This is a genomic window from Nonomuraea sp. NPDC050783, assembly GCF_040802095.1.
In the GTDB taxonomy this organism is placed as follows: Bacteria; Actinomycetota; Actinomycetes; order Streptosporangiales; family Streptosporangiaceae; genus Nonomuraea.
On record NZ_JBFAHK010000001.1, the window covers coordinates 256803 to 280126 of the forward strand.

A 23324-nucleotide genomic window follows, 5' to 3' on the forward strand; every position below is an offset into this window, starting at 1 on the left:
GTCCGTCCTTCCTGCGATCGATGGTTCAGCGGCCCAGGTAGGCGCCGCCGTTCACGTGGAGCACCTGCCCCGTCACGTGCCCCGCTCCCGGGCCCGCCAGGAACAGAACGGTATCGGCCACGTCGGAGACGGTGCCAGCCCGGCCGTTGCGGGTGTTGTCCACCCGCGCCCGGATGCCGTCCTCCGTGAGGCGGCCCCGGAAGAACTCGGTGTCGAGGACCAGGCCGGGGGAGACCACGTTCGCGGTGATGCCGCGGGGACCCAGCTCGGCGGCCAGGTCGGCGGTCCAGGACTCCAGGGCGGCCTTGGCCGCGCCGTAGGAGCCGGAGCCGGTGCCGCGGGCGGCGATGGAGCCGATGGAGACGACCCGGCCGCCGTCGCCGAGCCGCGGGGCCAGCGCGGTGGTGACGAGCACGGCCGACATCAGGTTGGCGTTGAGGTTGGCCCACCACGCCTCGGCGACGTCCATGAGGTCGGCGGACTGCCTGCGGTCGAGGTTGGTGTTGCCGCCGGCGTTGTTGACCAGCACGTCCACGCGGGACGGCAGGAGGCCCAGCGCCTCCTGGACGGCGACCGGGCTGGCGGCGTTGAAGGCGGCGTACGCGGCGCCGATGCGGCCGGCGGCCTCCTTCAGCACGTGCTCGCGGCGGCCGGTGATCGTGACGTGGTCGCCCCGCGCGGCGAACGCCGCGGCGATCGCGTACCCGATGCCGGTGCCGCCGCCCGTCACCACGACCTCGCGCATGGCCCGGACGACCTCCGTCGGAATGCCGAATCTTCCTCTGGTAGACCATAGCCGCTCGGCATAACCAGGGCGACGTCCGGTGCCCCCTGCTTAGGGTGATGGCGCCTTCACACGGTCCAGAATCCCTCACAGCCAGGAGGTACGCATGAGCCAGAGTATGCTCGGCGGCGACCCCGCCGAGATGCAGCAGATGGCCAGCCAGTTCACCCAGCAGTCGGAGGCGGTCCGCACCACCATGACCGCGCTCGACCGCGAGGCGGCCAAGGTCGGCACCGCGTGGACGGGGCCGGGAGCGCAGCGTTTCCAGCAGGCCTGGCAGAACTACCGCACGGCCTTCCAGCGGATGACCGAGGAGCTCCAGGAGGCCTCCCGGGTCATCGGCACCTACCGGCAGAACATCGAGTCCGCCACGAAGTGACCGCGGGACGAGGCCCTGGCGACCCGCTGGGGCTTCTTTCCGTTGACCGGTCCGGGCGGGATACGCTGTTCTGTCATGATCGGTCGCGCTCTCACGGCCAGCCTGCTCGCCCTGCACCTCGCCGCGGCTCCGGCCGCCGCGGCGGCCGCGCCCGAGGACTGCAACCCGAAGAAGGGCACGCTGAAGCTGCCCGCCGACGAGCCGTGGGCGCAGAAGCGGCTCGACATCAAGTCCGCCTGGCGGCTCACCAGGGGCGCGGGCGTGACGGTGGCCGTCGTGGACAGCGGCTCCAGCCCGCACCCGCAGGTGCAGATCTCGAAGATCATCGATGAGACGCACACCGGCTACCAGGACTGCGTCGGCCACGGCACCGCCGTCTCCGGCATCATCGGCGCCCGCTACCTGTCCGGGGTCCCCTTCCACGGGGTCGCGCCCGACGCCCGGCTCATCATGGTCAAGCAGAGCAACAAGACAGAGGGCGACATCAACAACCTGGTCAGCGCCATCAACGACGCGGTGGCCGCCAAGGCCGACGTGATCAACGTGTCGGTGCGCGCCTCCGACCATCCCTCGCTGCGGGCCGCGATCCAGCAGGCGCTGGCCAACGACGTCGTGGTGGTGGCCGCGGCCGGCAACGTCACCAACGCGGACGACCAGGACGAGCCCGCCTACCCGGCGGCGTACGAGGGCGTGCTGGCCGTGGGCGCGGCCACGCCGGACGGCCGCCGCGCCGACTCCTCCAACGCCGCCACCCCGGTCGGCGTGCTCGGCCCCGGCACCGGCATCACCGCTCCCTGGCCGGGCCGCGCCTACCAGCGCGGCCTCCAGGGCACCAGCTTCGCCTCGCCGTACGTGGCGGGCACCGCCGCCCTGGTCCGCGCCCGCTTCCCCCGGCTCAACCAGGAGCAGGTGCGCAGGCGCATCATCGCCACCGCCGACGGCACCTCGGGCGCGGGCACCGGCGCCGGCATGGTGAACCCGCTGCTCGCGCTCACCGCCGTCCTGCCCTACGAGGCCGCCAACGGGCCCGTGGTGGCCGAGCCGCCGCCCTCCGCGATGCCGGCGAACGCCGTGGCCAAGGCCCCGCCGCGGGACGAGGTGGCGATGGGCGTCGCCATGGCGGTCGGGGCGGGCGCGCTCATGGCGGTGCTGGTGGCGGGCGCGCTCGTGCTGCTCGTCCCGCTGGGGCGGCGGCGGGCGTGGCGGCCCGGCCGGGCGTCCTGAGCGTAACTTAGTGGTGAATAGTCAAATTGCGGGTGAAACCTCTGATGCAAATGTGGCAGATGCGGTTGAATGTCCCTTCGAGATCTAGCTTCTGACTGAAGGGATGGAGATGCACCCCCTGCGTCCGGGTGATCCCGCGAAGCTGGGCGCGTACGACATCACAGGACGCCTGCCCGACGGGCCGCGTGGCGCGGCCTTCCTCGGCAAGGAGTCCGGCGACGCGCCGTTAAGAGTGATCAAGCTGCTGCCTCCCGGTCCCGACGAGGGCGGCGACGATCTCGCTCGGCTCACCGGGGTGCAACGGGTGTCCAGCTCGTACGTCGCCCGCACCCTGGAGGCCGGGCAGCACGACGGCCGGCCGTACGTGGTCCGCGAGCACGTCGAGGGCCGGAGCCTGGCCGAGGCCGTGGCCGAGGACGGCCCGCTCGACGCCGACACCCTGGAGCGGGTCGCGGTCGGCGTGCTCACCGCGCTGACCGCGGTGCACCTGGCGGGCATCACCCACCGCGGGCTCACCCCGCACAACGTGATCCTCGGCCCCGACGGCCCGCGGGTGACGGACGTGGACCTCGGCGAGCCCGCCGGCGAGGTGGGCTTCCGGGCGCCGGAGCAGATCAGGGGCCTGGCCTACGGGCCGTACGCCGACGTCTTCGCCTGGGCGGCGATCGTGGCCTTCGCCGCGACCGGGCAGCCGCCCTTCGGCCAGGACGAGGAGGCGGTGCTCAACGGGCAGCCCGAGCTGGGCGCCCTCGCCGAGCCGCTGCGCCGGGTGGTGCAGGCGGCGCTGTCCAAGGACACCGGGCAGCGGCCGACCACCTACACGGCGCTGCTGCAGCTCCTCGGCGACAAGCGGGGCGGCGTGGCCACCCAGAGGCCGGGGTCCCGGCCGGACACCGTGATCGACGGCATCCCGCTCCAGCACGGCGTCCCGGTGCCGGGGATGCCCGGAATGCCGGGGACGCCCGCCGACGGCATGCCGCCGCAGGGGATGCCCGTCGAGGGCCTGCCCCTGCAGGGGATGCCCGTGCAGGGCCTGCCGGAGGGCGCGCCGCCGCAGGCCGGGCCGCCCGTGCCGCCGCAGCCGTCGTGGGGCCCGCCGCCGGTGCCGCCGCAGGGCGGCGTCGCGCCGGCCGGTCCTGAGCCGGTGCAGGGCGTGCCGGTGCCGCCCGCGCCCATGTGGGAGCCGCCGCGCGAGCAGCCGCGGCAGGCGCCCGTCCAGGGGCAGACCGTGTCCTCCCGGCCGCCGCGCAAGTTCCCGGTGGGCCTCGCCGCCGCCGTGGGCGCGCTCGCGCTGCTGTCCGGCGTCGGGCTGTGGGGCGCCAACCAGTACGCCGCCACCCAGCGCTTCGAGCCGGTGGCCGCCGCCGTCGGCGACCAGGCCACGCGCGACCCGGCCGCCGCGGGCAACAACAACGTGGACGACAACGGCGTCCCCCAGCAGGGCCGGGACCAGACCGGCCAGAACCAGCCCGAGGTCACCGTGCCGTGGGCGAACACGCCGGGCGCCGACCCGAACGACGTGGGCCCGATGACGCTGCCGAGCGACTGGACCTCGCAGGCGCCCACGCCGCCGGAGCTGAGCACGGTGCCGACGCCGCTGCCGGTCAACACCCAGCCGGTCGCGCAGCAGCCGCCGGTCACGACGCAGGCGACCGCGGCGCAGTCCGCCACGGCCCAGCCCACGGTGACCGTGACCGAGCGGCAGACGCCGACGGCGACGCCGAGCCCGTCCAACTCGAACGTGGTGACCATGGGCCCGTCGGAGTCGCCGACGCCCGCCCCGACCGTCACCGCCACGCCGAGCCCGACGGCCACCCCGACGTCGGCTCCGACGGCCACCCCGACCCCGACCGCCGTGCCGACCTCGACCCCGACCGCGGTCCCGTCGGCGACGTCGACCGCGCAGCCGTCGCGGACCCCGAGCACCCGGCCGACCTCGCGGCCGACCACCCGTCCCACCACGCGCCCGACGACCCGCCCGACGATCCCCCCGACCGTCACGGTGAAGCCCACGACGGCCAGGCCGACCGTCAGGCCCACGGCGACGAGGACGGTCCAGCCCACCCAGAAGCCCACGACGGCCAGGCCGACGCCGAGCAGCCCGCCCCCGGTGGTGCGCAACCCGTACTCGCCGGCGCAGGTCTGCGGGGCCGGCTTCTCCGTGCAGCGCAGCCAGGTGTTCGGCGGCGGCGAGACCTTCCAGCTCTACAACGCCTCCACCGGTGAGAACTGCGTGGTGACGATGAAGACGGTGGACGTCGGCAAGGCGACCCCCGTGAGCGCCACCCTGGAGGTCCAGGGCGGCGGGTCCAAGAACCAGAGCGGCAACTTCGAGTACTACGCGGGACCGGTCAAGCTGCCCGCCAAGGGCAAGTGCGTCCGCTTCTCCGGCAGCGTCGGCTCGACGGGCACCGACGCCGGCTGGGGCAACTGCGGCTGACCCCGCCCGAACGTCGAGAACCCCCTCCAGGCCGGGCCCGGAGGGGGTTCTCGCGTCGAGGGGGACGGGGGATCAGGGGCGGCGGTCAGAGGCCGGAAGGCCGGGCATCAGGGCGGCCCTGGCGGCCTCGGCGGCCTCCTCCGCCCTGGTGATGGCGGACGCGATCGCGTCGGCCAGCCGGCGGGCGTCCAGCCGGGACCGGCTCAGCGGGTGGATCCGCAGGTCGAGCAGGGTGCCGAGCGCGTCCGTCGTGGCCACGACGCGGCCCTCGTCGGCCCGGCCGGTGAAGCGCCGCGCGCTCCACTCCGCCACCGCCTCCTCGGCCCGCCGCGCGGTGGCCATCAGCGCCTCCAGGCGGGCCATGGCCTCGTCCATCTCGTTCACCGCTCACCCCTCCCGCATGACCCGCCGGACGTGGTCCGCCAACGGATCCGCCACGCCGCCGTGAGCCGGCGCCCCCGGCCCGGCCGGGTCGCCCGTCAGCTCCGCCAGCCGCTCCGCGATGCCCGCGCGGGCGGCCCCCACGGCCTCCTTGACGGCCTCGGCGAGCTGGACGTGGTCCAGCTCGCGCAGCTTCCTGGGGTCGAGGTGCAGCCCCAGCAGCCGCCCGGTGCCGGCCACCCGCGCCCGGACGGCGCCACGCGCGTCCACGCCCTCCAGCCGCTCCCGGCCCAGCTCGTCCAGCGTGCCGGCGACCCTGGCCGACCAGCCCTCGACCTCGCGCAGCAGGCCGGCGAGGTCGCCGTCCCGCCCGCCGGCGAACGCCTCGGTCTCGCTCACTGGACCACCGGCCCCTCGGCCTTCGGCACCCACATGTCGTCCACCCGGCCCGGGTCGTCGATCGTGGGCGTCAGGCCCAGGTCGCGGGCTCCCAGCTCCGGGTCGCCGGACTTGTAGAAGGCGCCCTTGAGGTCGGTGAGCTTCAGCTCCAGCTTGTTGAGGTCGCCCTCGTAGGAGTTGTAGACGTCGGCGAACTGCTTGACCAGGTTGCCCAGCGCGGTAGTGAAGACGCCGACCTGGGTCATCAGGGCGACGCGGGCCACCGGGTGCGTGGTGCTCATGGCGGCCAGGGAGCGCAGGACCGGCGCGGAGGTGGCGTACAGGCCGAAGACCGACAGGTCGTACTCCAGCACCTCCTTGAACTGGTTGTGCATGGCGCCGCTCATCTCCTGGCCGACCTTGCCGAGCTTGTCGAAGAGCATGTCGGCGTTGAAGCGTATGTACTGGGTGAGCGCCTCGGCCGCGCTGCCGCGCCAGTTGGGCGCGACCTGGTCGAAGTAGCCGCGCCACAGGTCCGTGCGGCTGCCCTCCATCGAGCCGGACATCTCCTTCCAGGTCTCGCGCCGGTCGTAGAACAGGAAGGGGTTGCCCAGGTTGAGGGTGGCCGCCACGTCCAGGGCGAGCGCGGCCGCGCCGAGGCCGGACATCATCATCGCGCCCCTGGTGCTCTGGCGCAGCGGGTTGAGGCCGGTGACCAGGCGCTTGAAGAAGCCGGGATCGGTACGGGTGGCCGCCGCCGCGGCGGGCGGGACCTGGACCGTCCTGGTGACCGAGCCGCCGGAGTTGGCGAGGTGGAGCTGCTGGGTGCCCTGCGCGGCGGTGGGCCGGCCGGGGATGATCAGCCTGTTCTGCTGGTTGGGCGGGGTGGTCATCCGGATGCGCTCACTTCGTGCCGGAGGCGTGCTCGGCCTGCCGGTAGTTGGCCGCCGACCGGGTGACCTTGCCGGCGTCCCTCCTGAGCATGTCGCTCAGCAGGCGGGCGCTGTCGCTCCAGGTGTCGGTGATGGTGTTGAAGCGGTTGGTGAACATCAGGCCGACGACGGGCACGCCGGCGAGGGGAGCCAGGTTCCAGCCCTCGAAGCGCGGCGTGCGCTGCTTGGTCAGGTGGACGCCCTGGGCGGAGTCGTTCATGGTGCCGGCGAAGGCGTCGATCCCGCTGGTGAGGGCCGCGTAGCCGGGCAGGTTCGACCTGTCCCCGGGGGCCTGACCGGCCGGGGGCTTGCCCGAGGCCGAGGGCGAGGGCGAGGGGGACGCCGTGGCGCGCAGCGACGGGGGCAGGCACACCGGCGGCGGGCACTGGGGGGTGTGCGGGCACGCGCTGGTCACGGCGACCGTCGGCACGGGCGTCGCGGTCACCGACGGGCTCGCGGTCGCCGACGGGCTCTGGGACGGCGGCGTCGTGGCCGGCGGCGTGCTCGGCGGGGGCGTCGTGGTCGGCGGCGGGGTCGTGCTGGGCGGCGGCGTCGTGCTGGGCAGGAGCGTCGTGCTCGGCGGTGGCGGCGTGCTCGGGGACGGGACTGTCGTGGGCGACGGGGTCGTCGTGGGCGACGGGCTGGCGCCGGTGGACGGCTGATCGGTCGACACCCGATCTTTGTATCACCGCCACCGGCCGCGAAAATCGCCATTTGCCCAGGTGAAGGGCAATATGCGAATACCGTTCAGCCCGTCGTAACCCGCCGTTCCCTCAGTACGGCTTGTACCCGCCCCCGCGCTCCAGCGAGGAGATCCCGGGATGGTGGGCCAGGTCCCCGTACCGGCTGTAGGTGTAGAGCACCCCGGCGATGATGTTGTCCACCGGCTCGCGGATCTTGTCGTACCCCGGCAGGTGGTGCGCGTTGAACGTGGGCGGGATGGTCTGCATCAGCCCCTGGGACGGCACGCCGTTCTGAGCGTTGATGTCCCAGTTGTTGATGGCGTTGGGGTTCCCTCCGGACTCGTGGTAGATGATCGTCCAGATGCGCTGGATGTCCTTCGGGTCGTTCGGGTCCAGGTCGCTGACGTCCAGGCCGCGCTTGCGCAGGACGTCGGCCATCTCCGGCGACCGGATGACGGTGAGCGCCTGCTTGATCCAGTCCACGACCTGCGCCTTGGGCGCGGGGGCGCTCCCGTACGAGGACGGCGCCCCGGCGCCGCCGCCACCCCCGCCGCCACCCCCGCCGCCGCCACCGCCCCCGCCACCGCCGTTCTGGAGCCCGCCCGGGCTCTTCGGGTCGGCGGAGGAGAGCGTGGTGGGGCTGTAGCCGGTGATCCTGCGCCAGTCCACCTTGTTGTCTCCGGGCAGGAAGTCGGCCCCGCCCGGCTGCCTGATGCCCCGGAAGAAGCCGAACCCCTTCTCCCCGAGCTGCTTCTCCAGCGCCCCCTTGGCCGTGGTCAGCGCGTCCTCGGCGTCGCCGACCGCCTTCTTGGCCCTGCCCACCGGGTCGCCGCCGAGCCGGCCGCGCACGTAGCCGTCGGTGTCCTCCTGCTTGGCGTCCTGGTGCTGGCCCTTGTAGTCGTTCTCGGCCGCGACGGCGTTGGTGTGCAGCCCGCTGACCGTGTCGTACGCCTCCTGGAGCTTGGTCGCGGCGGTGTCGAGGGCGGAGGCGCAGGAGGAGAGGGCGTCGCGCAGGCCGCCGCCCGCCTTGGGGTAGGCGGCCATGTAGTCGGCGAAGGCGGTGGCGGAGGCGCCCTGCCAGGCGTGGCCGACCTCGGTGACGCTCTTGACGAGCTGGTTGGCGGAGGTGGCGGCGTGGCCGCCGGCGGTGCGCAGGGCGGCGGCGAGGTCCCTGATGGCCTGCGGGTCGCCGTCCACCTTCGTGCGCAGCGCGGCCAGCTCGCTGACGACGCTCATGCGCCCGACCCCTTCTCGGCGTTGCGGAAGTTGGTGGCGACCTGGCCGAGTGCGCGCTCGACGTTCTCCAGCCGGTTGCGGCCCTCGCCGAGGTCCTCCTCCAGTGACTTCCAGACGGCGTCGATCTTGGCGGCCAGGGCGCCCGCGCCGTCCAGCTTGCCGAAGATGTCGGCCTTGGTGTCGCCCTGCGGGGCCCGGACGTCGGAGCCCACGAACGCGTCGCCGAGGTCGAGCATGTTCTTCACCCGGTGGGCCTGCCGCCCGCACTCCTCCAGCGCCCGCAGGTGTACGTCGACGTAGCTCATCCCTCTCCTAGGTAGGCGGTCTGGATCAGGCGCGAACCCTGCCGGCGGTCCACGTAGAAGCCGCGGCCGACGGGCAGCGGCGTCGGCCGCACGTTGCCGAACAGCGGGCCTTCCTCGCGGTTGCCCGACATGATCAGCGCCGGGCTGGCCATCTCCTTCATGCGCTGCACGACCTGGTCGAACATGGACCGGCTGGCGCCGCCGCTCTGCCGCGCCAGCACCAGGTGCAGGCCGATGTCGCGGGCCTGCGGCAGCAGGTCGGCCAGCGGCGCCAGCGGGTTGCTGGAGGTGGCCACGAGGTCGTAGTCGTCCACCACGATGTACAGGTCCGAGCCCTCCCACCAGCTCCGCGCGCGTAGCTGCTCGGGCGTCAGGTCGGCCGGCGGCAGGCGCTTGAGCAGCGCCGAGCGGGCGTCCCTGATCAGCTCGGTGGCGGCCGTGCTGGAGGCGGCGTAGCCGATGCGGTGGTCGGTCACGGCCGTGTCCAGCAGCGAGCGCCGGTAGTCGATCACGATCATCATCGCCTCGGCCGGCGTCCTCCGCGCGACCAGGCCCTCCATGACCAGCCGCAGCACGTTCGACTTGCCGCACTCGTTGTCGCCGAACACGACGAAGTGCGGGTCGGTGTCGAAGTCCAGCATGACCGGCGCCAGCGAGTCCTCGTCGAGGCCGAGCGCGATGCGGCCGGCGCCCGTCTGCTCCGGCCCCGGCAGGTCCGCGGCGGGCAGCAGCGACGGCAGCAGGCGCACCGGCGGCGCCGCCGGGCCCTGCCAGGACGACCGGACGACGTCCACCAGCGAGCGCATGCCCTCGGAGACGTCGTCGGCGGTACGCTGGCCGTCGATGCGCGGCAGGGCGGCGAGGAAGTGCATGCCGTCCCTGGTCAGGCCGCGGCCCGGCACGCCCTCCGGCACGGCCAGCGACGCCTTCCTGCTGATCTCCGACTCGTAGGCGTCGCCGAGCTTGAACTCGATCCTGGTGCCGAACAGGTCCCTGATGCTCGGCCGGAACTCCGACCACTTGTTGGTGGCCGCCACCACGTGGATGCCGTAGCCGAGCCCGCGCGCCGCCAGGTCGGTGATGACGGCCTCCAGGCTCTCGAACTCCTGCCTGATCGTCAGCCAGCCGTCCACCACCAGGAACACGTCGCCGAAGCCGTCGCTCGGGACGCCGCCCTCGGCGACCATGCGCCGGTAGGTGGCGATGGAGTCGATGCCGTGCTCGGCGAAGCCGCGCTCGCGCTGGCGCAGGATCGCGGCGACCTCGGCCACCGTCCTGCGCACCCGGTCGGCGTCGAGCCTGGTGGCCACGCCGCCCACGTGCGGCAGCCCCGCCAGCGCCGCCAGGCCGCCGCCGCCGAAGTCCAGGCAGTAGAACTGCACCTCGCGCGGCGTGTGGGTGAGCGCCATGCCGGCGACCAGCGTCCGCAGCACGTTGCTCTTGCCGCTCTGCGGGCCGCCGGCCACGCCGACGTGCCCGGCCGCGCCCGACAGGTCCAGCCAGTACGGATCCCGCCGCTGCTCGAACGGCTTGTCGATGATCCCGATCACGGCGTGCAGCTTGCCCCGGCCCGGCCAGCCCGGCGTGGACAGCCCCAGCTCCGGCGTGACCGACAGCGACGGCAGCAGGTGGGCCAGCGTGGGCGGCTCGCCGAGCGGCGGCAGCCAGATGCGGTGGGCCGCCGGCCCGTGCCCGGCCAGGCGCTGCACCACGATGTCGAGCAGGCTCGTCTGCGGGCCGCGCTCGTCGGCCTCGGCCACCTCGGCCTTCGGGGGCGGCTGCGGCACGACGGGGAGCGGCACGTAGCCGGAGCCGTACTCGACGACCTGGCGCAGGATCGTGTTGCCGTCGCCACCTCCGCCGCGGCGGCCGTCCGGCTGGTAGGCGCCGGAGACGTAGGCGGCCTTGAACCTGGTCATGCCGGTGGTGTCGAACTTGAGGTAGCCGTTGCCCGGCGCGGAGGGCAGCTCGTAGGCGTCGGCCACGCCCAGCACGACCCGGCTCTCCATCGCCGAGAACGTCCGCAGGCCGATCCGGTACGACAGGTGCGTGTCCAGGCCGCGCAGCCGGCCCTCCTCCAGGCGCTGCGAGGCCAGCAGCAGGTGCACGCCCAGCGACCGGCCGAGCCGGCCGATCATCACGAACAGCTCGATGAACTCCGGCTTGGCCGACAGCAGCTCGCTGAACTCGTCCAGCACCACGAAGAGCGTCGGCAGCGGCGCCAGCTCGGCGCCCTGCTCCCTGGCCCGCTCGTAGTCGCGCAGCGAGGCGTAGTTGCCGGCCGCACGCAGCAGCTCCTGGCGGCGCACCATCTCGCCGTGCAGGGCGTCGTACATGCGGTCCACCAGCGGGAGCTCGTCCTCCAGGTTGGTGATGACCGCCGAGACGTGGGAGAGCGAATCCAGCCCGAGGAAGGTCGCGCCGCCCTTGAAGTCCACCAGGACGAAGTTGAGGATCTCCGAGGAGTGCGTGATCGCCAGGCCCAGCACCAGCGTGCGCAGCAGCTCCGACTTGCCGGAGCCGGTGGCGCCGATCACCAGCCCGTGCGGGCCCATGCCGCCCTGCGCCGACTCCTTGATGTCCAGCTCCACGACGCGGCCGTCGGCGCCGAGCCCGATGGGCACGCGCAGCCGGTTGCGGCCCGCGCGCGGGCGCCAGACCACCGACGGGTCCACGAGGTTGGGGTCGCCGACGCCCAGCAGGTCGGTCAGCGTGGTGTTGGCCGCCAGCACGTCCTCGACCTCGCCGCCGCCGCCGCTCGCCGAGGCGCGCAGCGGCGCGAGCTGCCGGGCCAGGCCCTCGGCCCGCAGGTAGTCGAGGCGGTCGGGGTCGCCGAGCCGGGTGCGGTGCTCCTTGCCCGCGTGGTCCAGCTTGACCATGTGGAAGCCGTCCGGCTGGATGTCCAGCCGCAGCGTGCTGCTCTCCTCCACCTCGCCGGTCGAGCCGGACAGGTCGATCACGGTGACGCCCTGGATGGCGTCGCTGCCGAGCTGGGAGTCCTGCGGCACGTGCCCGTGGTCCACGATCAGCACGTGGTACGGCAGCGTGTCGGCCGCCGAGCCGGGCCGGAACCGGGCGCGCTCCTTGAGCTCGCCGCCGACCAGCCGGTCCAGCTCGCCCATGTTCTCCGTCATCAGCCGCACCTGGCCGGCCGCGTCCGTCTCCTCCGGGTGCAGCGCGTGGGGCAGCCACTTGACCCATTCCCAGTACGGCATCCACTCCGCCCCGGCGCACACCATGATCCGCAGGTCGTCGGGGGAGTGGAACACCGTGAGCTGGCAGATCATGGCCCGCACCAGGTCGCGCACGGTCACCGGGTCGCCGGTCATCCGGATGCGGGCGAAGGAGCCCAGCGCCACCGCGACCGGCAGCCCGGAGACGGTGGAGTGCGCCCTGATGAACCTGCGCAGCGCGCCGGCCGACAGCGCGTCCAGGTCCTCGACCGGCTTGGAGTCCGGCGGGATGAGCTGGACGGCCAGCTTCTGGACGCCGGTGCCGAGCCGCACGGTGGCGAAGTCCTCGTCGCGGGGCCGCCGCTCCCACAACCGCGGGCTCATGGCGATCCACCACAGGGCGTCCGGCTCGGGGCCGCTCCACTCCAGGGCCTCGCGCTGCTGCCTGGCCGCGCGCCGGGTCCGCTTGCGCACCTGGCCGAGGTAGCGGAAGTAGTCGCGGCGGGCGCCGTTCAGCCGGTACTTGCGCTCGCCGGCCTGGCGGCCGATCTGGCCCACGGTCATGCCGACCATGGACACGGCGAACAGGCCGCTGGCCACGTACATGATCGGGTTGCTGTTGCCGTAGGCGGTGAACATGAGGCCCATCGCCGCCGCGCCCGCCAGCATGGGCAGGTAGGTCAGGACCGCCGAGATGCCCTGCGGCTGGACCTCGGGGATCTCCGGGGGCGACTCAAGAAGGACCTCGCCGCGCGGAGGCTTGGGCCCGGGGCGGCGCTCAGGGCGACGTACGACGACGATGCTCATCGAGACGTTCTTACCAGAAGAGACCAGATATGTTCTCTGTTGTCCGTGACCATTGGTGGGGACGGAGAGTTGAGATGGGACATATCGTTCAGGGACCTCCGCCCGGTCCACCGCCCCCGATCCAGGGGCCACCGCCCGGCTACGGCGGCCCGCCCGCCTTCCCGCCGGGCCCGCCGATGCCGCCGGGACCTCCCGGGCCGCCTCCGGGGCCTCTGGGGCCTCCTGGGCCGCCCCAGGGTCCTTTCCAGCAGGGCGCGCTGGCGCAGGTGCCGGTGCCGCTGCCGGCGCAGTGCCACATCACGATCGTCGGCCCGCGCCGCAAGGCCGACCTGGCGCTGCCCGCCGACATCCCGCTGCCGAACGTGCTGCCCGGCCTGCTGCGCGCGCTCGGCGAGGTGGGCGGCGAGGCGGCCGCCGCCCCCGGCTGGACGTTGCAGCGGCTCGGCGGCCAGCCGCTCGACCTGGGGCAGAGCCTCGGCGCGCTGGGCGTGCTGGACGGCGAGATCCTCTACCTGCGGCCCCGCGAGGCGATCCTGCCGCCCGCCCTGTACGACGACGTGGCGGACGTGGTGGCGACCGGCGTGCGCGAGGGCCGCGGCGCCTGGAGCGCCAAGCACACCAGGGTCGTGGGCGCGAGCGGCGCCGCCGCCCTGCTCGCGCTCGGCGCGGCCGGCCTGGCCGTGTCCGGCATGCCGGCGCTGACCGTCACCATCGTGGCCGGGCTGCTGGCGCTGCTGCTCATCGTCACCGGCACGCTGCTGTCCCGCGCGGTCGGGGACTCGCTGGCCGGCGCGCTGGTGGGGCACGCGGCGCTGCCGTACGGGTTCGTCGCGGGCCTGTTCGCGCCCGGCACCGCCGCCGGCATCGGCGCGCCCCATCTGCTCGCCGCGCTGGCCTGCACCGCGCTGGTCGCCGCGATCGGCGGCGCGCTGATCTCCGACGGCGTGCCCGGCTTCCTCGGCACGGCCGGCGCCGCGACGGCGGGCGGGATCTGCGCGGCCGTGGTGATGGTGTTCGCGGCGCCGCCCGCCGGGGTGGCCGCGGTGACCGTCGCCGTGCTGCTGGCGCTCAGCCCGCTGGTGCCCACGCTGTCGTTCCGGCTGGCGAAGGTGCCGCTGCCGGCCATGCCCACCACGGCGGAGGAGCTGCGCAACGACAACCAGCGCCTCGACGCGGGGGCGATCCAGGAGCGCACCCGGGTCGCGCAGCGCTACGCCACCGGCATGATCGCCGTCATCGGCATCTCCGCGCTGGTCACCGAGGCGCTGCTGGTGTTGGCCGACGACTGGGTGGCCGACGTCATGACGGTCTCGCTGTCGCTCACGCTGATCATGCGGGCCCGGGTGTTCCGCGGGCTCGGCCAGCGCCTCTGGCTGATCGGCACCGGGCTGGCCGGGTTCGCACTGCTGGCGGTCTCGCTGTTCGGCCAGGGCGGGATCGTGGGGTCGCTGGCCGTGGCCATCGGGATGTTGTGGGTGGCGCTGATGACCGTCGGCATCGGGCTGTGGCTGGCGGGCGGCAGGCCGTCGCCGTTCTGGGGGCGCGCGGCCGACATCCTGGACGTCGCGCTGATCGTCCAGCTCTTCCCGCTCGCGCTGGGCGTCCTGGAGGTCTACACGTGGGTACGCGGGCTGTCCGGTTAGGAGAGATGTGATGCAGGAGTTCGGCGACTTCGCCAAGATCGACATCGACAAGCTGCTCGCGGGCATGGACGACCAGTTCAACCGGCTCGGGGAGTTCCAGCGGGCCGCCGGCGACGTCGTGGGCCGTGCCGAGGAGGAGAACGGCATGGTCGTCGTGGAGTACGGCCAGAACGGCGTCCGGGAGCTGGAGCTGCACCCCAAGGCCATGCGGCTGGGCTCGGCCGAGCTGGCCGACCTGATCAAGGCGACGCTGGCCGAGGCGGTGGCCGACTACCAGCGCAGGTTCGCCGAGCTGATGGCCGGCGTCTTCGGCGAGAGCGGCAACCCGCTGGCGGACCCGGAGGCGGCGCTGGAGGAGGTCAAGCGGGCCGAGGCGATCCACGACCGGGCGTTCACCGACGTCATGGGCGAGCTGGACCGCATCCGCCGCCGGCTGGAGCTCTGACGTCGCCCGTCTACAGCCCACTTGATCCGGATGTCAGGGCATCCTAGGCCACTTACCAGCACGTTTACCGAAAAGTCGCTACAGCGCGACAAATCCGTAATCTGAGGTTTCTGGGAATTGTGGGGTTGATGGTGGCTACCATGCCATTTGATGTTGTTCGCGGGGGTAGTTCGATCCTTTGGGGTGACCACCGCCGTAGCAGACGAAGAACGACCTTGGAGGTCAAGTGTCGCTGTACGGGGCCAGCCCGACTCAGCTGAAGAACGCGGCGGGCTATTGCCAGGACACCGCGCAGTACATCGAGGGCATGCGGCAGCGGGTGCAGGAGATCAAGGCCGGCCTGAAGTGGCAGGGCGGCGCGTACGCGAAGTTCAGCGGCGCGATGGACCAGTGGGATGCCGAGTTCAAGGGGGTCATCAAGATCCTTGAGGACATCTACGACCGGCTCAACATCGGCGCCGGCGTCTACGCCAACGCCGCCGACCAGAACATGGACATCGTCGGTGGCTTCGCCAGCGACGGTAGCGCCGGCCGCATCGACTCCCTCATCAACGCCAACCAGAAGGCGAGCTGACGCATGTCCATCCAGCCCGACGACTACACGTACGTCAACTTCGGCTCCCTGGAAAGCGCCTACGAGGAGCTCAAGAAGGTGGTCACCGAGCTCGACAAGGCCACCGACGACCTCTACCAGGACATCAAGAAGGAGCTCGGCGCGAGCTGGGAGGGCGAGGCCCAGGGCTTCTTCGACCGCAAGCGCGAAGAGTGGAACCAGCACGAGAAGGCCATGGGCCAGCAGCTGTTCCAGGCCGCCACGGCGGTCAACATCGCCAAGGGCAACTACGAGAGCGCCGAGCGGCGCAACATCAGCATCTGGACGGACTAGCCCGGACCGTCCCCTTTCTCGGTCATCGCCCGGCCCTCCGTCCGGCGCGGTGGCCGAGAGCTTCGTCGCTAGAGGGTGAGGCATGACCCAGAAGGACGCCATGGAGGGGGGCCCCGACCCCCTGTCCGCTGACGCCCATTTGTTCGACGGCGAGGCGCGGGAGAACTCGCCGCAGGCCATCCGCGCGGTCGCCCAGGAGCTGCGCGCCGGCCTCGACGCCATGCTGGGCAACGGCGAGCGGCCGAACGGCAACATCAACCAGCTCTCCAAGGGCGGCGAGCTCTCGGCGGCCCAGATCGGGGAGTGGAACGACGCCCTGGCCCTCGCCGCCACCGTCGGCTCCAGCAACGCGGGCGCCAAGTTCGCCGAGGTCTACCAGAAGTTCATCGACGCTTACAAGAGCGTGGTCGAGGCCGTCGAGGCCAGCGCGGAGAACCTGGACCGCGCCCGCCGGGAGAACGAGGGTAACGCCTGATGAGTGAGCGGGAGGTCGTCGTCATCCTCTCCTTCGAGAGGATGCCGCAGGGCGACTGGCCCCAGATGGAAGCCGACGAGATCAAGCGGCTGCTCGGCAAGACCGACCCGGCCACGATCCAGGGCGCGGGGCAGACGTACCAGTACGCCTCGACCAAGATCGAGCAGGCGGTCAACTCCCTGGAGGAGCACGCCGCGAAGATCGTCCAGGTCTGGAAGGGGCCGGACGCCGCCAAGGCCCGCCACGCGCTGGAGATGCTGCACGCCTCGGGCCGGGAGCTGTCCACCAAGCTGAACCTGATGGCCGGGGCGCTGAACACGTACGCGGGACACCTCACGACCGCCAAGAGCAAGGCGAGCGAGGAGGTGACGGTCCCGGGCGCCAACCAGATGAGCTCCGCCGAGGAGAAGGTCGTCCGGGACGGCCTGGAGAAGGTGCAGGCCCAGCGGGCGCTGTGGGAGCTCAACAAGCAGATCGTGAGCCTCTACAACATCGAGGTCCCGCACGACGTCTCCTACGAGCTGCCGACGGTCACCATCCCGCCGCCCGCCGAGACCAAGAAGGTGGACTACCCGGACGGCTCCGGCACGACCGGCCCCACCTTCCGCTCCGTGGGCGACACCGGCTCCGGGTCGGGCTACGGCGGGTCGGGCTCCGGCTCCTCCGGCTCCGGCTCGGGCTCCGGCTCCGGTGGCTCGGGTTCCGGTGGTTCGGGCTCGGGCGGCTCGGGCTCCAGTGGCTCGGGTTCAGGTGGTTCGGGCTCCGGCGGTTCCGGTTCCGGCGGCTCGGGCGGCCCTGGCGACTCTGGCGGATCCAACCCCGGAGGCACCGACCCGGGCGGCTCCACCCCGCCGGACCCGAACAACCCGGGCGCCCCGGGCACCCAGGACCCCGGCCAGACCCAGAACCCGGGCCAGAACTCCGGCTCCGGCACGGGCGACGGCACCGTGCCCCCGGTCATCGGCGGCGAGGACCGCACGACCACCGGCGGCTCGGACGGCCTCGATCCGCGCCGGACCGACATGGCCGGCTTCCAGCCGCAGACCGGCACGCTCACGCCGTCCCTCGGCACGCTCCCGTCCACCACCACGATCAGCCCGCCGCCCAGCGTGAGCCTCACCCCGGTGGGCACCACGCCGATCGGCGGCACGCCGGGCGTTCCCTCGGTGATCGGCTCGCCGGGCCTCGTCGCCGGCCAGTCGCCGCTGGGCGCGGCCGGTGCGCGCGGTGCCGGCGGGATGTCGTCCGGGATGCCGCTCATGCCCTTCACGGGCGGCGCCGGCGGCGCGGGCGAGCACGGTGACCTGGAGCGGAGCACGTTCCTCACCGAGGACGCGAGCGCCTGGACGACCGGCCACGACACCACGGAGCCCGTGATCGGATGACGCACACCGGACCGAGCAGCCCCTACGGCAACCTGCCTGGCCTCACCGCCGACGGCAAGCCGTCGTCGGGCATCTCCTTCACCAAGGGCGAGCTGGACAACGCGGGCAAGAAGATCTCGGGCCAGACCGAGCTCCTGGGCCAGCTGAACCAGGCGTCCGGCCAGTTGCCCGTGCCCTGGCCGCACTTCGGGGTGCTCGGCATCGGTGTCCAGAACGTCCACGAGAAGGCCATCGAGAGCCAGCGCAAGGCGCTGACCAGGGCACAGGAGGCGCTGGCGAGCTGGGACCCGGCGCTGAGAGCCGCGGACAAGAACTACCGGGCGGCCGACGACAACAGCGGCTCCAACCTGCCGCCCAGCGACCCCTTCCCGGCCGGCCTGCCCAAGGACCTCGGGAACCCGGGGAAGAACGCCCTGCCCGCCGGCCTGACCGACCCCAAGCTGCCCGGCTCCGACCTGCCCGGCTCGAAACTGCCCGGTTCCGACCTGCCGGGCTCCGATCTGCCGGGCTCGAACCTGCCCGGTAGTGACCTGCCCGGCTCGAACCTCCCCGGCTCCGACCTGCCCGGCTCGAACCTGCCCGGCGGCGACGTCCCCGGCTCGAACGTGCCGAACCCCAACCTGCCGAACGCCAATCTGCCCAACGCCAATCTGCCCAACGCCAACCTGCCGAACGCCAATCTGCCGGCCACGAACCCGGCGGACACCCGCGTCCCCGACCTCGACGCCGCGCTCAACCCGCGCAAGACCGACCTGTCGTCGTTCCAGCCCACGACGCCGCAGCTCCCCACCGTCGATCCGAACGCCGCCGGACCGGGCACCCGCACCGGCATTCCCGCGACGTCCCTCGGCGGTCCCGGCGGCGGCACCGGGGTCGGCGCGGGCAGCGGCCTCGGCGCGGGCGGCGTCCTGCCGGGCAACGCGGCCGCCGCCGGCCTGCGCGGGGCGGGCGCGTCCGGGATGCCGATGATGCCCATGATGCCGATGGGCGCCGGCGCCAACAACAACCAGGAACGCGACCGCGACAAGGCGGTCGGCCTGGCCGAGGACGAGGGCGTCTGGGGCGGCGACGAGGACATCGCGCCTCCGGTGCTCGGCCAGGAGGACGACCTGCTGTGAGCATCTACAAGGAGACGTACATGGTCGCGGCCGGAATGGCCACGGCCGCCGCCTTCATGATCCGCTCGCCCTGGGCCTTCTACACCGCCAGCGCCATCGGCACCATGATCTCCGACCCGGAGGGCATGGAGGAGTCGGCCAAGAAGTGGCGCACGTCCGACCGCGGCGGCGACACCACCGAGCTGGACGAGCTGGACACCCAGCTCACCAACCTCAGGACCCAGCTCCAGGACCAGGGGAAGTGGGAGGGCGAGGCGTTCGAAGCGTTCGACGCCGTCCACAAGAGCTACAAGCAGTCGCTGGTGAACCTCAAGGAGATCCGCAACGACACGGGCGACGGCGTCGAGTCGACGGCCGGCTTCTACAAGGTGGGCGCGTACATCTGCAGCACCATCGCCATCAGCATGATGGCGCTCGGGATCTACAAGCTCGTCGCGAAGGCCAACCCGGTCACCGCCGCCACCGCCGAGGTGGCGGACGCCGCCCAGGGCAGGATCACGCTCGCCGCGGTCAAGCAGGTCGTCCGCAAGCAGGCCATGGTGGCCGGCGGCCTCACCTTCGCCATGTACTCCGCCGTCCAGGCGAGCGAGGCGGCCGGCAAGGTCTTCCCCACGCTCAAGGCCATCCCGAACGAGATGACCGCCATGACGAGCGGCAAGGGGACGCCGTTCACACAGGACGGCCTGACGTACGACGAGGACGCCGGCGCCCTCATGCCGAAGATGGACAAGTCCATGAACCCTTACGGTGGCGGCTCGTTCGAGACCTGAGCCGGCGGCGGCTCGTTCGAGACCTGAGCCCGCCGCCGTCCGCCTGGTCTCCGCCGTTCGCCTGGTCTTCTCACTGCGTCGTGGTCTGCGGCTGCTGCGGGATGCCCTGGACGTCCTGCACCGGCGCGCGGGCCGCCGCCGGGTCCAGGATGGGCCCGTCGGGGATCAGCCGCAGCAGGTGGGCGGGCACCGGCGCGGCGTCGCTCGCCTCGTACCCCAGCTTGGTCACCAGGTCCGCCGAGATGAGCGGGAACCTCCTGCCCTGCTCGGTGATCAGCGAGTACTGCTGGACCGCCGAGAGCTGCCCGTCGCCCGGCAGCGTCCCGGCCAGCACCGCGCTGCCCGCCGGCAGCAGCACCTGGTCCACCTTGTCCGCGCCGGCGCTCGCGGCCGGCGTCGGGATGCGGATCCTGCTGCCCGTGGTCAGCACGGCCTTGGTCGAGCCCTTCTGCGTGTCCTTGTAGACCGCGCACAGCGGCGTGGACACGCCCGGCGTGCGGAAGCGCGGCATGGTGTCCGGCAGCGCGCTGTCCATCGGGCGCTGCGCGGACGCCTTGGTCGCGTTGGCGCTCGCCGCGTCGATGGCCGTGTCGCGTACCGGCTGCTGGCCGTAGGCGGCCTTGCTGGCCGGGTCCAGGAGCAACATCATCGCCTGCGTGTGCTTGATGGGGGCCAGGCCGTCGGCCATCATCACGTACCACCGGTCGCCCGTGCCCGCCACGGACGGCACCTTGAACACCTGCCCGACCCTGGCCGGCCGGCCGCCGGGACCGGTCACCTTCTTGCCCCGCTGCGGGATCGGCGGGGCGGCGAAGTCCACGCCCGTCGGGATCGCGTTGATCCACGACGACGGGACGCGGCGGGGGGCCTGGTCGGTGAGCCGGTCCACGTTCGTCACCCGCATGCGCTGGTTGGCCCACAAGACCCAGCTCTGCTGCCCGTCGTTGACGACCAGCGCCTCGCCGCCCACGGGCGTCCCGCCGACGTCCGTGCCGCCCACGAGCGTCACGAACGGCTTGCGCACCCCCGCCGCGTCCGCGCCCTCGACCACGCAGGCCGACCACGGGGCCTTGACCAGCCGCTCCCGCTTGGGAAGCGTGTCCGGCGCGCCCTGGATGCCCACCTTCTGCCCGCGCGCGAAGCCGGCCAGCGACTCGGTGGAGACCGTCCTGACCTTGACGTTGTCGCTGTCGAGCAGGAGCCGGGCGGAGACGTAGTTGGCCACCGGCTGCAGCTTGCCGGTCTGCTGGTTGTAGACGTACGAGGCGCCGGTCTCCTCCTCGACGAGGAGCTGCCCGGCCTCGGTGAGCTTGGTGGCGTTGCCCGGCTTGAGCAGCCCCCAGATCCCGAACGCGGCCGCGACCAGGATCGCGACCAGCACGCCCGCGAAGGTGGCCACGTTCTGCCGGCGCATGGGCGACTCGGGGACGTCCGGCTCTCCTTGCAGCAGCGCCAGACCCAGGCGCTGGGTCATGAGCCGATGCGCCTGGTAAAGATCCTTCTGGGTCTGCATAGCGCCTCATGTTACGCAAGTTGACACTGAGTCTTCTGTACGGAAAAGGAACATTCAGAGTAAGGTGCTTGATCGAGCGCCAAGGGGGAGGTCTCGTGGGAGAAACGCAACCGCCCAAGAACTGGCCGGGTCTTGAGGCCGAGCGGGACGGCGTCACGTACAGCGCCGACAAGATCATGAACATCGCCAAAGCGCTGCGTGAGATCATGAAGCCCGTCAACGGCGGCGGCTACGGCGAATACCAGGGCTCGATCCAGGACCTCAGCGTGAACGGCTCGCTCGCCGACGTGCGCCAGCACCTGCAGAGCCTCGAACGCTGGGAAGCCGGCCCGTCCATGGCCACCACGCTGTCGCAGGCCCACCGGGAGTTCCTGAACGTCTACCAGGAAGCCCTGCAGAACTTCGACATCGCGATCGCCCTGGTGGAAGCCGGAGCCGGCAAGTACAAGGTGACCAACGCGGCCAACGAAGGCGGGGCGTGAGCGGCATGGGCGGCGAGAAGAAGAAGACCCACATGCTGAAGCCCTCCTGCGGCTCCTGGGCCACCGAGACGGGCGGCCGCAGCGTCGAGGAGGTCGTCACCTTCATCAAGGGCTTCGACGCCACGCGCATCAAGCAGGCCGCGACCGCCTACAAGGACGCCAACAAAGCCGTCAGCGACGCCCAGAAGGGCATCGAGGAGCAGGCTCGCGAGCTGGCCAAGGTCTGGGAGGGCAACGCGTCGGTCGAGGCCCAGAAGGCGCTCGGGGTCCTGTTCCTGACGCTCGGCGAGCTGGCCGACAAGCTGAGCAAGATGCACGAACCCGTCGAGAACCTCGCCAACGTGGTGCGCAAGCACCAGGCGTTCATCGACGACGACATGAAGGGCATCATGCCCACCTGGGCCAACCAGGGCGGCCTGGCCGGCGGGAGCTGGAACGACAGCATCCCCGACATCTACAGCACCTACACCGGCGTCTACGGCGGTGACAGCGCGACGGGCGACTTCGGCTCCCAGGACGAGCTGGCCGGCCTGCACCTGCGGACGTTCGCCAACGACCTTCAGCACGTCCACCAGCAGATCCCGGACAGCGTGGAGAAGGTCCTCAGGGACATCAGCTACCCGCAGCCGGACCAGAACCCGCCGCCCACGGTTCCCTACCCGAAGGGCGATCACCCGTACGGGAACACGCAGCCGGGCCCGTACGACGGCTCGGGCTACCAGGGTGTCCCCACCGGCTCGACCAGCGGCCCGCCCTTCGGCACCACCGACCCGGCGACCGGCTACCCGGCGAACCCGGGCTACCCGAACGGCACCTATCCCCCCGGCAACGGCCCTGGCGGCAACGGCCCTGGCGGCAACGGCCCCGGCGGCGGCAACGGCAGCGGCCCCGGCGGCAACGGGACCGGTGCCTCGCCGAACGTCCCCGTCCCGGGCGGCTCCACCTCACCGGGCGGCACGAACCCGGCCTACAACCCCGCCGCCCTGCACCAGAACCCGGCGGCCACCGGCACCAACCCCACCACCAGCCTCCAGGACTTCAACCCCACGTCCGCCAACGGCTACAACCCGGCGGCCGGCGCCAACCCCGCCACCCACCCGTCCACCGGCGTCCCCGGCTACGGCTCGCCCTCGACGGCGTACCCGCCGGGCACCGCGGGCGGCCCCGGCACGGCGACCGGCGGCGGCGTCGCGGGCCTGCCCCCGAACGCCACCACCGCCGCCACCCGCGCCGCGACCTCGGGCACCGGCATGCCCTTCCTCCCGATGGGCGCGGGCGGCGGAGCGGGGGCCCAGGAGTCCGAGAAGCAGGAGTCCACGACGTGGCTCCACGAGGACGACGACGTATGGGGCAGCGACCCCGGCTCGGTGGTCAACAGCCGCATCGGCTGACCCTCCCCACCCTGCCCCTCAACCACGGATCCGACCGGCAGAACCCACCGACCCGGGCTCTGCCGGCCGACCACCTCTGGAACGGGCCTCAGGTCTCGGGGCGGCTCGGCTCTGGGACGGGCCTCCAGCGGGAGTGGTGACCTCGGCCTTGGGCGGGTGGTCCCGGCTTTGAGACGAGGGCCGTGACTCTGGGACCGAGCCCTGGCTTCGGGGCGGCCCGGCCATGGGGTAATGGTCCTGACCCTGGGCGGTCCTGGCCCTGAGGTGGTGGTGCCGACCCTGGGTCGGTCCTGGCCCTGAGGTGATGGTGCCGACCCTGGGCGGCGACCCGACCCTGTAGGAGCCCGGCTCTGACCCTGTGGGACCCCGGCCCTGAACGGAGGGCCCGTTTCGGTCCCGATCCGGAGCGTCCCGGTCTCGACCGGACCCGTTCCGGTCTCGGTCGGGAACGTCCCGGTCCTCGCCGTCCCCTCTTCCCCTCCTCTCGTCCTGGG

General features: G+C 72.5%; 23 protein-coding genes. 14 read left to right on the forward strand and 9 right to left on the reverse strand.

Annotated elements, in window-relative coordinates; genetic code table 11:
- Positions 1–25: 25 nt before the first annotated feature.
- Positions 26–745 carry an SDR family oxidoreductase gene (locus AB0H75_RS01215; protein WP_367788047.1) on the reverse strand — a complete coding sequence of 240 codons (720 nt, stop codon included), beginning with the start codon at positions 743–745 and terminating at the stop codon, positions 26–28.
- 145 nt (positions 746–890) lie between these two features.
- Between AB0H75_RS01215 and AB0H75_RS01220 the strand changes: the two genes are divergently transcribed.
- The 3 genes from AB0H75_RS01220 (at position 891) to AB0H75_RS01230 (ending at position 4827) form a co-directional block, all read left to right on the forward strand.
- A complete protein-coding gene (locus AB0H75_RS01220; protein ID WP_026214895.1) occupies positions 891–1163 on the forward strand; it encodes a WXG100 family type VII secretion target in 273 nt (90 codons plus the stop codon).
- 75 nt (positions 1164–1238) lie between these two features.
- Positions 1239–2387 carry a S8 family serine peptidase gene (locus AB0H75_RS01225; protein ID WP_367788049.1) on the forward strand — a complete coding sequence of 383 codons (1149 nt, stop codon included), beginning with the start codon at positions 1239–1241 and terminating at the stop codon, positions 2385–2387.
- Positions 2388–2496: 109 nt separating this feature from the next.
- Positions 2497–4827, forward strand: coding sequence for a serine/threonine protein kinase (locus AB0H75_RS01230; RefSeq protein ID WP_367788051.1), 2331 nt, complete (start codon positions 2497–2499; stop codon positions 4825–4827).
- A gap of 72 nt (positions 4828–4899) precedes the next feature.
- Here AB0H75_RS01230 and AB0H75_RS01235 read toward each other — a convergent pair whose 3' ends face one another.
- Genes AB0H75_RS01235 through AB0H75_RS01250 form a run of 4 tightly spaced genes read right to left on the reverse strand, consistent with a single transcriptional unit; the run spans position 4900 to position 6891 of the window.
- A complete protein-coding gene (locus tag AB0H75_RS01235) occupies positions 4900–5202 on the reverse strand; it encodes a YbaB/EbfC family nucleoid-associated protein (RefSeq protein WP_367790449.1) in 303 nt (100 codons plus the stop codon).
- Positions 5203–5214: 12 nt separating this feature from the next.
- Positions 5215–5607, reverse strand: a complete 393-nt coding sequence (locus tag AB0H75_RS01240) for a YbaB/EbfC family nucleoid-associated protein (RefSeq protein ID WP_367788053.1) — start codon at positions 5605–5607, stop codon at positions 5215–5217.
- The gene (locus tag AB0H75_RS01245) at positions 5604–6479 is read right to left on the reverse strand and encodes a hypothetical protein (RefSeq protein WP_367788055.1); all 876 of its coding nucleotides are present in this window, start codon (positions 6477–6479) and stop codon (positions 5604–5606) included. Before AB0H75_RS01245 ends, AB0H75_RS01240 begins: the two co-directional genes overlap by 4 nt.
- A 10-nt stretch (positions 6480–6489) precedes the next feature.
- Entirely contained in the window at positions 6490–6891 is a 402-nt protein-coding gene (locus AB0H75_RS01250; RefSeq protein WP_367788057.1) for a hypothetical protein, read from the reverse strand.
- On the opposite strand from AB0H75_RS01250, the gene AB0H75_RS01255 reads away from it, so the two are divergent.
- Positions 6863–7180, forward strand: coding sequence for a hypothetical protein (locus AB0H75_RS01255; RefSeq protein WP_367788059.1), 318 nt, complete (start codon positions 6863–6865; stop codon positions 7178–7180). The genes AB0H75_RS01250 and AB0H75_RS01255 overlap by 29 nt on opposite strands.
- Before the next feature lie 111 nt (positions 7181–7291).
- On the opposite strand, the gene AB0H75_RS01260 is transcribed toward AB0H75_RS01255, so the two are convergent.
- From AB0H75_RS01260 to eccCa, 3 genes are read right to left on the reverse strand one after another with little or no spacing between them, the layout of a single operon-like run.
- Complete coding sequence (locus AB0H75_RS01260) at positions 7292–8437, reverse strand: transglycosylase SLT domain-containing protein (protein ID WP_367788061.1); 1146 nt, start codon at positions 8435–8437, stop codon at positions 7292–7294.
- On the reverse strand, positions 8434–8742 hold the full coding sequence (locus tag AB0H75_RS01265; protein WP_367788063.1) for a hypothetical protein: 309 nt from the start codon (positions 8740–8742) through the stop codon (positions 8434–8436). The genes AB0H75_RS01260 and AB0H75_RS01265 overlap by 4 nt, the downstream gene beginning before the upstream one ends.
- Complete coding sequence (gene eccCa / locus AB0H75_RS01270) at positions 8739–12722, reverse strand: type VII secretion protein EccCa (protein ID WP_367788065.1); 3984 nt, start codon at positions 12720–12722, stop codon at positions 8739–8741. Before eccCa ends, AB0H75_RS01265 begins: the two co-directional genes overlap by 4 nt.
- A 266-nt stretch (positions 12723–12988) precedes the next feature.
- On the opposite strand from eccCa, the gene eccD reads away from it, so the two are divergent.
- The 8 genes from eccD (at position 12989) to AB0H75_RS01310 (ending at position 19444) form a co-directional block, all read left to right on the forward strand.
- Positions 12989–14365, forward strand: coding sequence for a type VII secretion integral membrane protein EccD (eccD, locus tag AB0H75_RS01275; protein WP_367788067.1), 1377 nt, complete (start codon positions 12989–12991; stop codon positions 14363–14365).
- A 10-nt stretch (positions 14366–14375) separates the two neighbouring features.
- Positions 14376–14810 (forward strand): YbaB/EbfC family nucleoid-associated protein, encoded by a 435-nt coding sequence (locus AB0H75_RS01280; RefSeq protein WP_367788069.1) that lies wholly within the window; start codon positions 14376–14378, stop codon positions 14808–14810.
- Between the two features lie 226 nt (positions 14811–15036).
- On the forward strand, positions 15037–15384 hold the full coding sequence (locus tag AB0H75_RS01285) for a WXG100 family type VII secretion target (RefSeq protein ID WP_367788071.1): 348 nt from the start codon (positions 15037–15039) through the stop codon (positions 15382–15384).
- Between the two features lie 3 nt (positions 15385–15387).
- Positions 15388–15696, forward strand: coding sequence for a WXG100 family type VII secretion target (locus AB0H75_RS01290; RefSeq protein WP_367788073.1), 309 nt, complete (start codon positions 15388–15390; stop codon positions 15694–15696).
- An 82-nt stretch (positions 15697–15778) separates the two neighbouring features.
- Entirely contained in the window at positions 15779–16171 is a 393-nt protein-coding gene (locus tag AB0H75_RS01295) for a hypothetical protein (RefSeq protein WP_367788075.1), read from the forward strand.
- Positions 16171–17556 carry a WXG100 family type VII secretion target gene (locus AB0H75_RS01300; protein ID WP_367788076.1) on the forward strand — a complete coding sequence of 462 codons (1386 nt, stop codon included), beginning with the start codon at positions 16171–16173 and terminating at the stop codon, positions 17554–17556. The genes AB0H75_RS01295 and AB0H75_RS01300 overlap by 1 nt, the downstream gene beginning before the upstream one ends.
- Positions 17553–18674 (forward strand): pentapeptide repeat-containing protein, encoded by a 1122-nt coding sequence (locus AB0H75_RS01305; protein WP_367788078.1) that lies wholly within the window; start codon positions 17553–17555, stop codon positions 18672–18674. The genes AB0H75_RS01300 and AB0H75_RS01305 overlap by 4 nt, the downstream gene beginning before the upstream one ends.
- On the forward strand, positions 18671–19444 hold the full coding sequence (locus AB0H75_RS01310; RefSeq protein WP_367788080.1) for a WXG100 family type VII secretion target: 774 nt from the start codon (positions 18671–18673) through the stop codon (positions 19442–19444). Before AB0H75_RS01305 ends, AB0H75_RS01310 begins: the two co-directional genes overlap by 4 nt.
- Before the next feature lie 70 nt (positions 19445–19514).
- On the opposite strand, the gene eccB is transcribed toward AB0H75_RS01310, so the two are convergent.
- Positions 19515–20957, reverse strand: a complete 1443-nt coding sequence (gene eccB, locus AB0H75_RS01315; RefSeq protein WP_367788082.1) for a type VII secretion protein EccB — start codon at positions 20955–20957, stop codon at positions 19515–19517.
- A gap of 95 nt (positions 20958–21052) precedes the next feature.
- Between eccB and AB0H75_RS01320 the strand changes: the two genes are divergently transcribed.
- Positions 21053–21439, forward strand: a complete 387-nt coding sequence (locus AB0H75_RS01320; protein ID WP_367788084.1) for a hypothetical protein — start codon at positions 21053–21055, stop codon at positions 21437–21439.
- A 5-nt stretch (positions 21440–21444) separates the two neighbouring features.
- On the forward strand, positions 21445–22830 hold the full coding sequence (locus AB0H75_RS01325) for a WXG100 family type VII secretion target (RefSeq protein ID WP_367790452.1): 1386 nt from the start codon (positions 21445–21447) through the stop codon (positions 22828–22830).
- Positions 22831–23324: the final 494 nt, after the last annotated feature.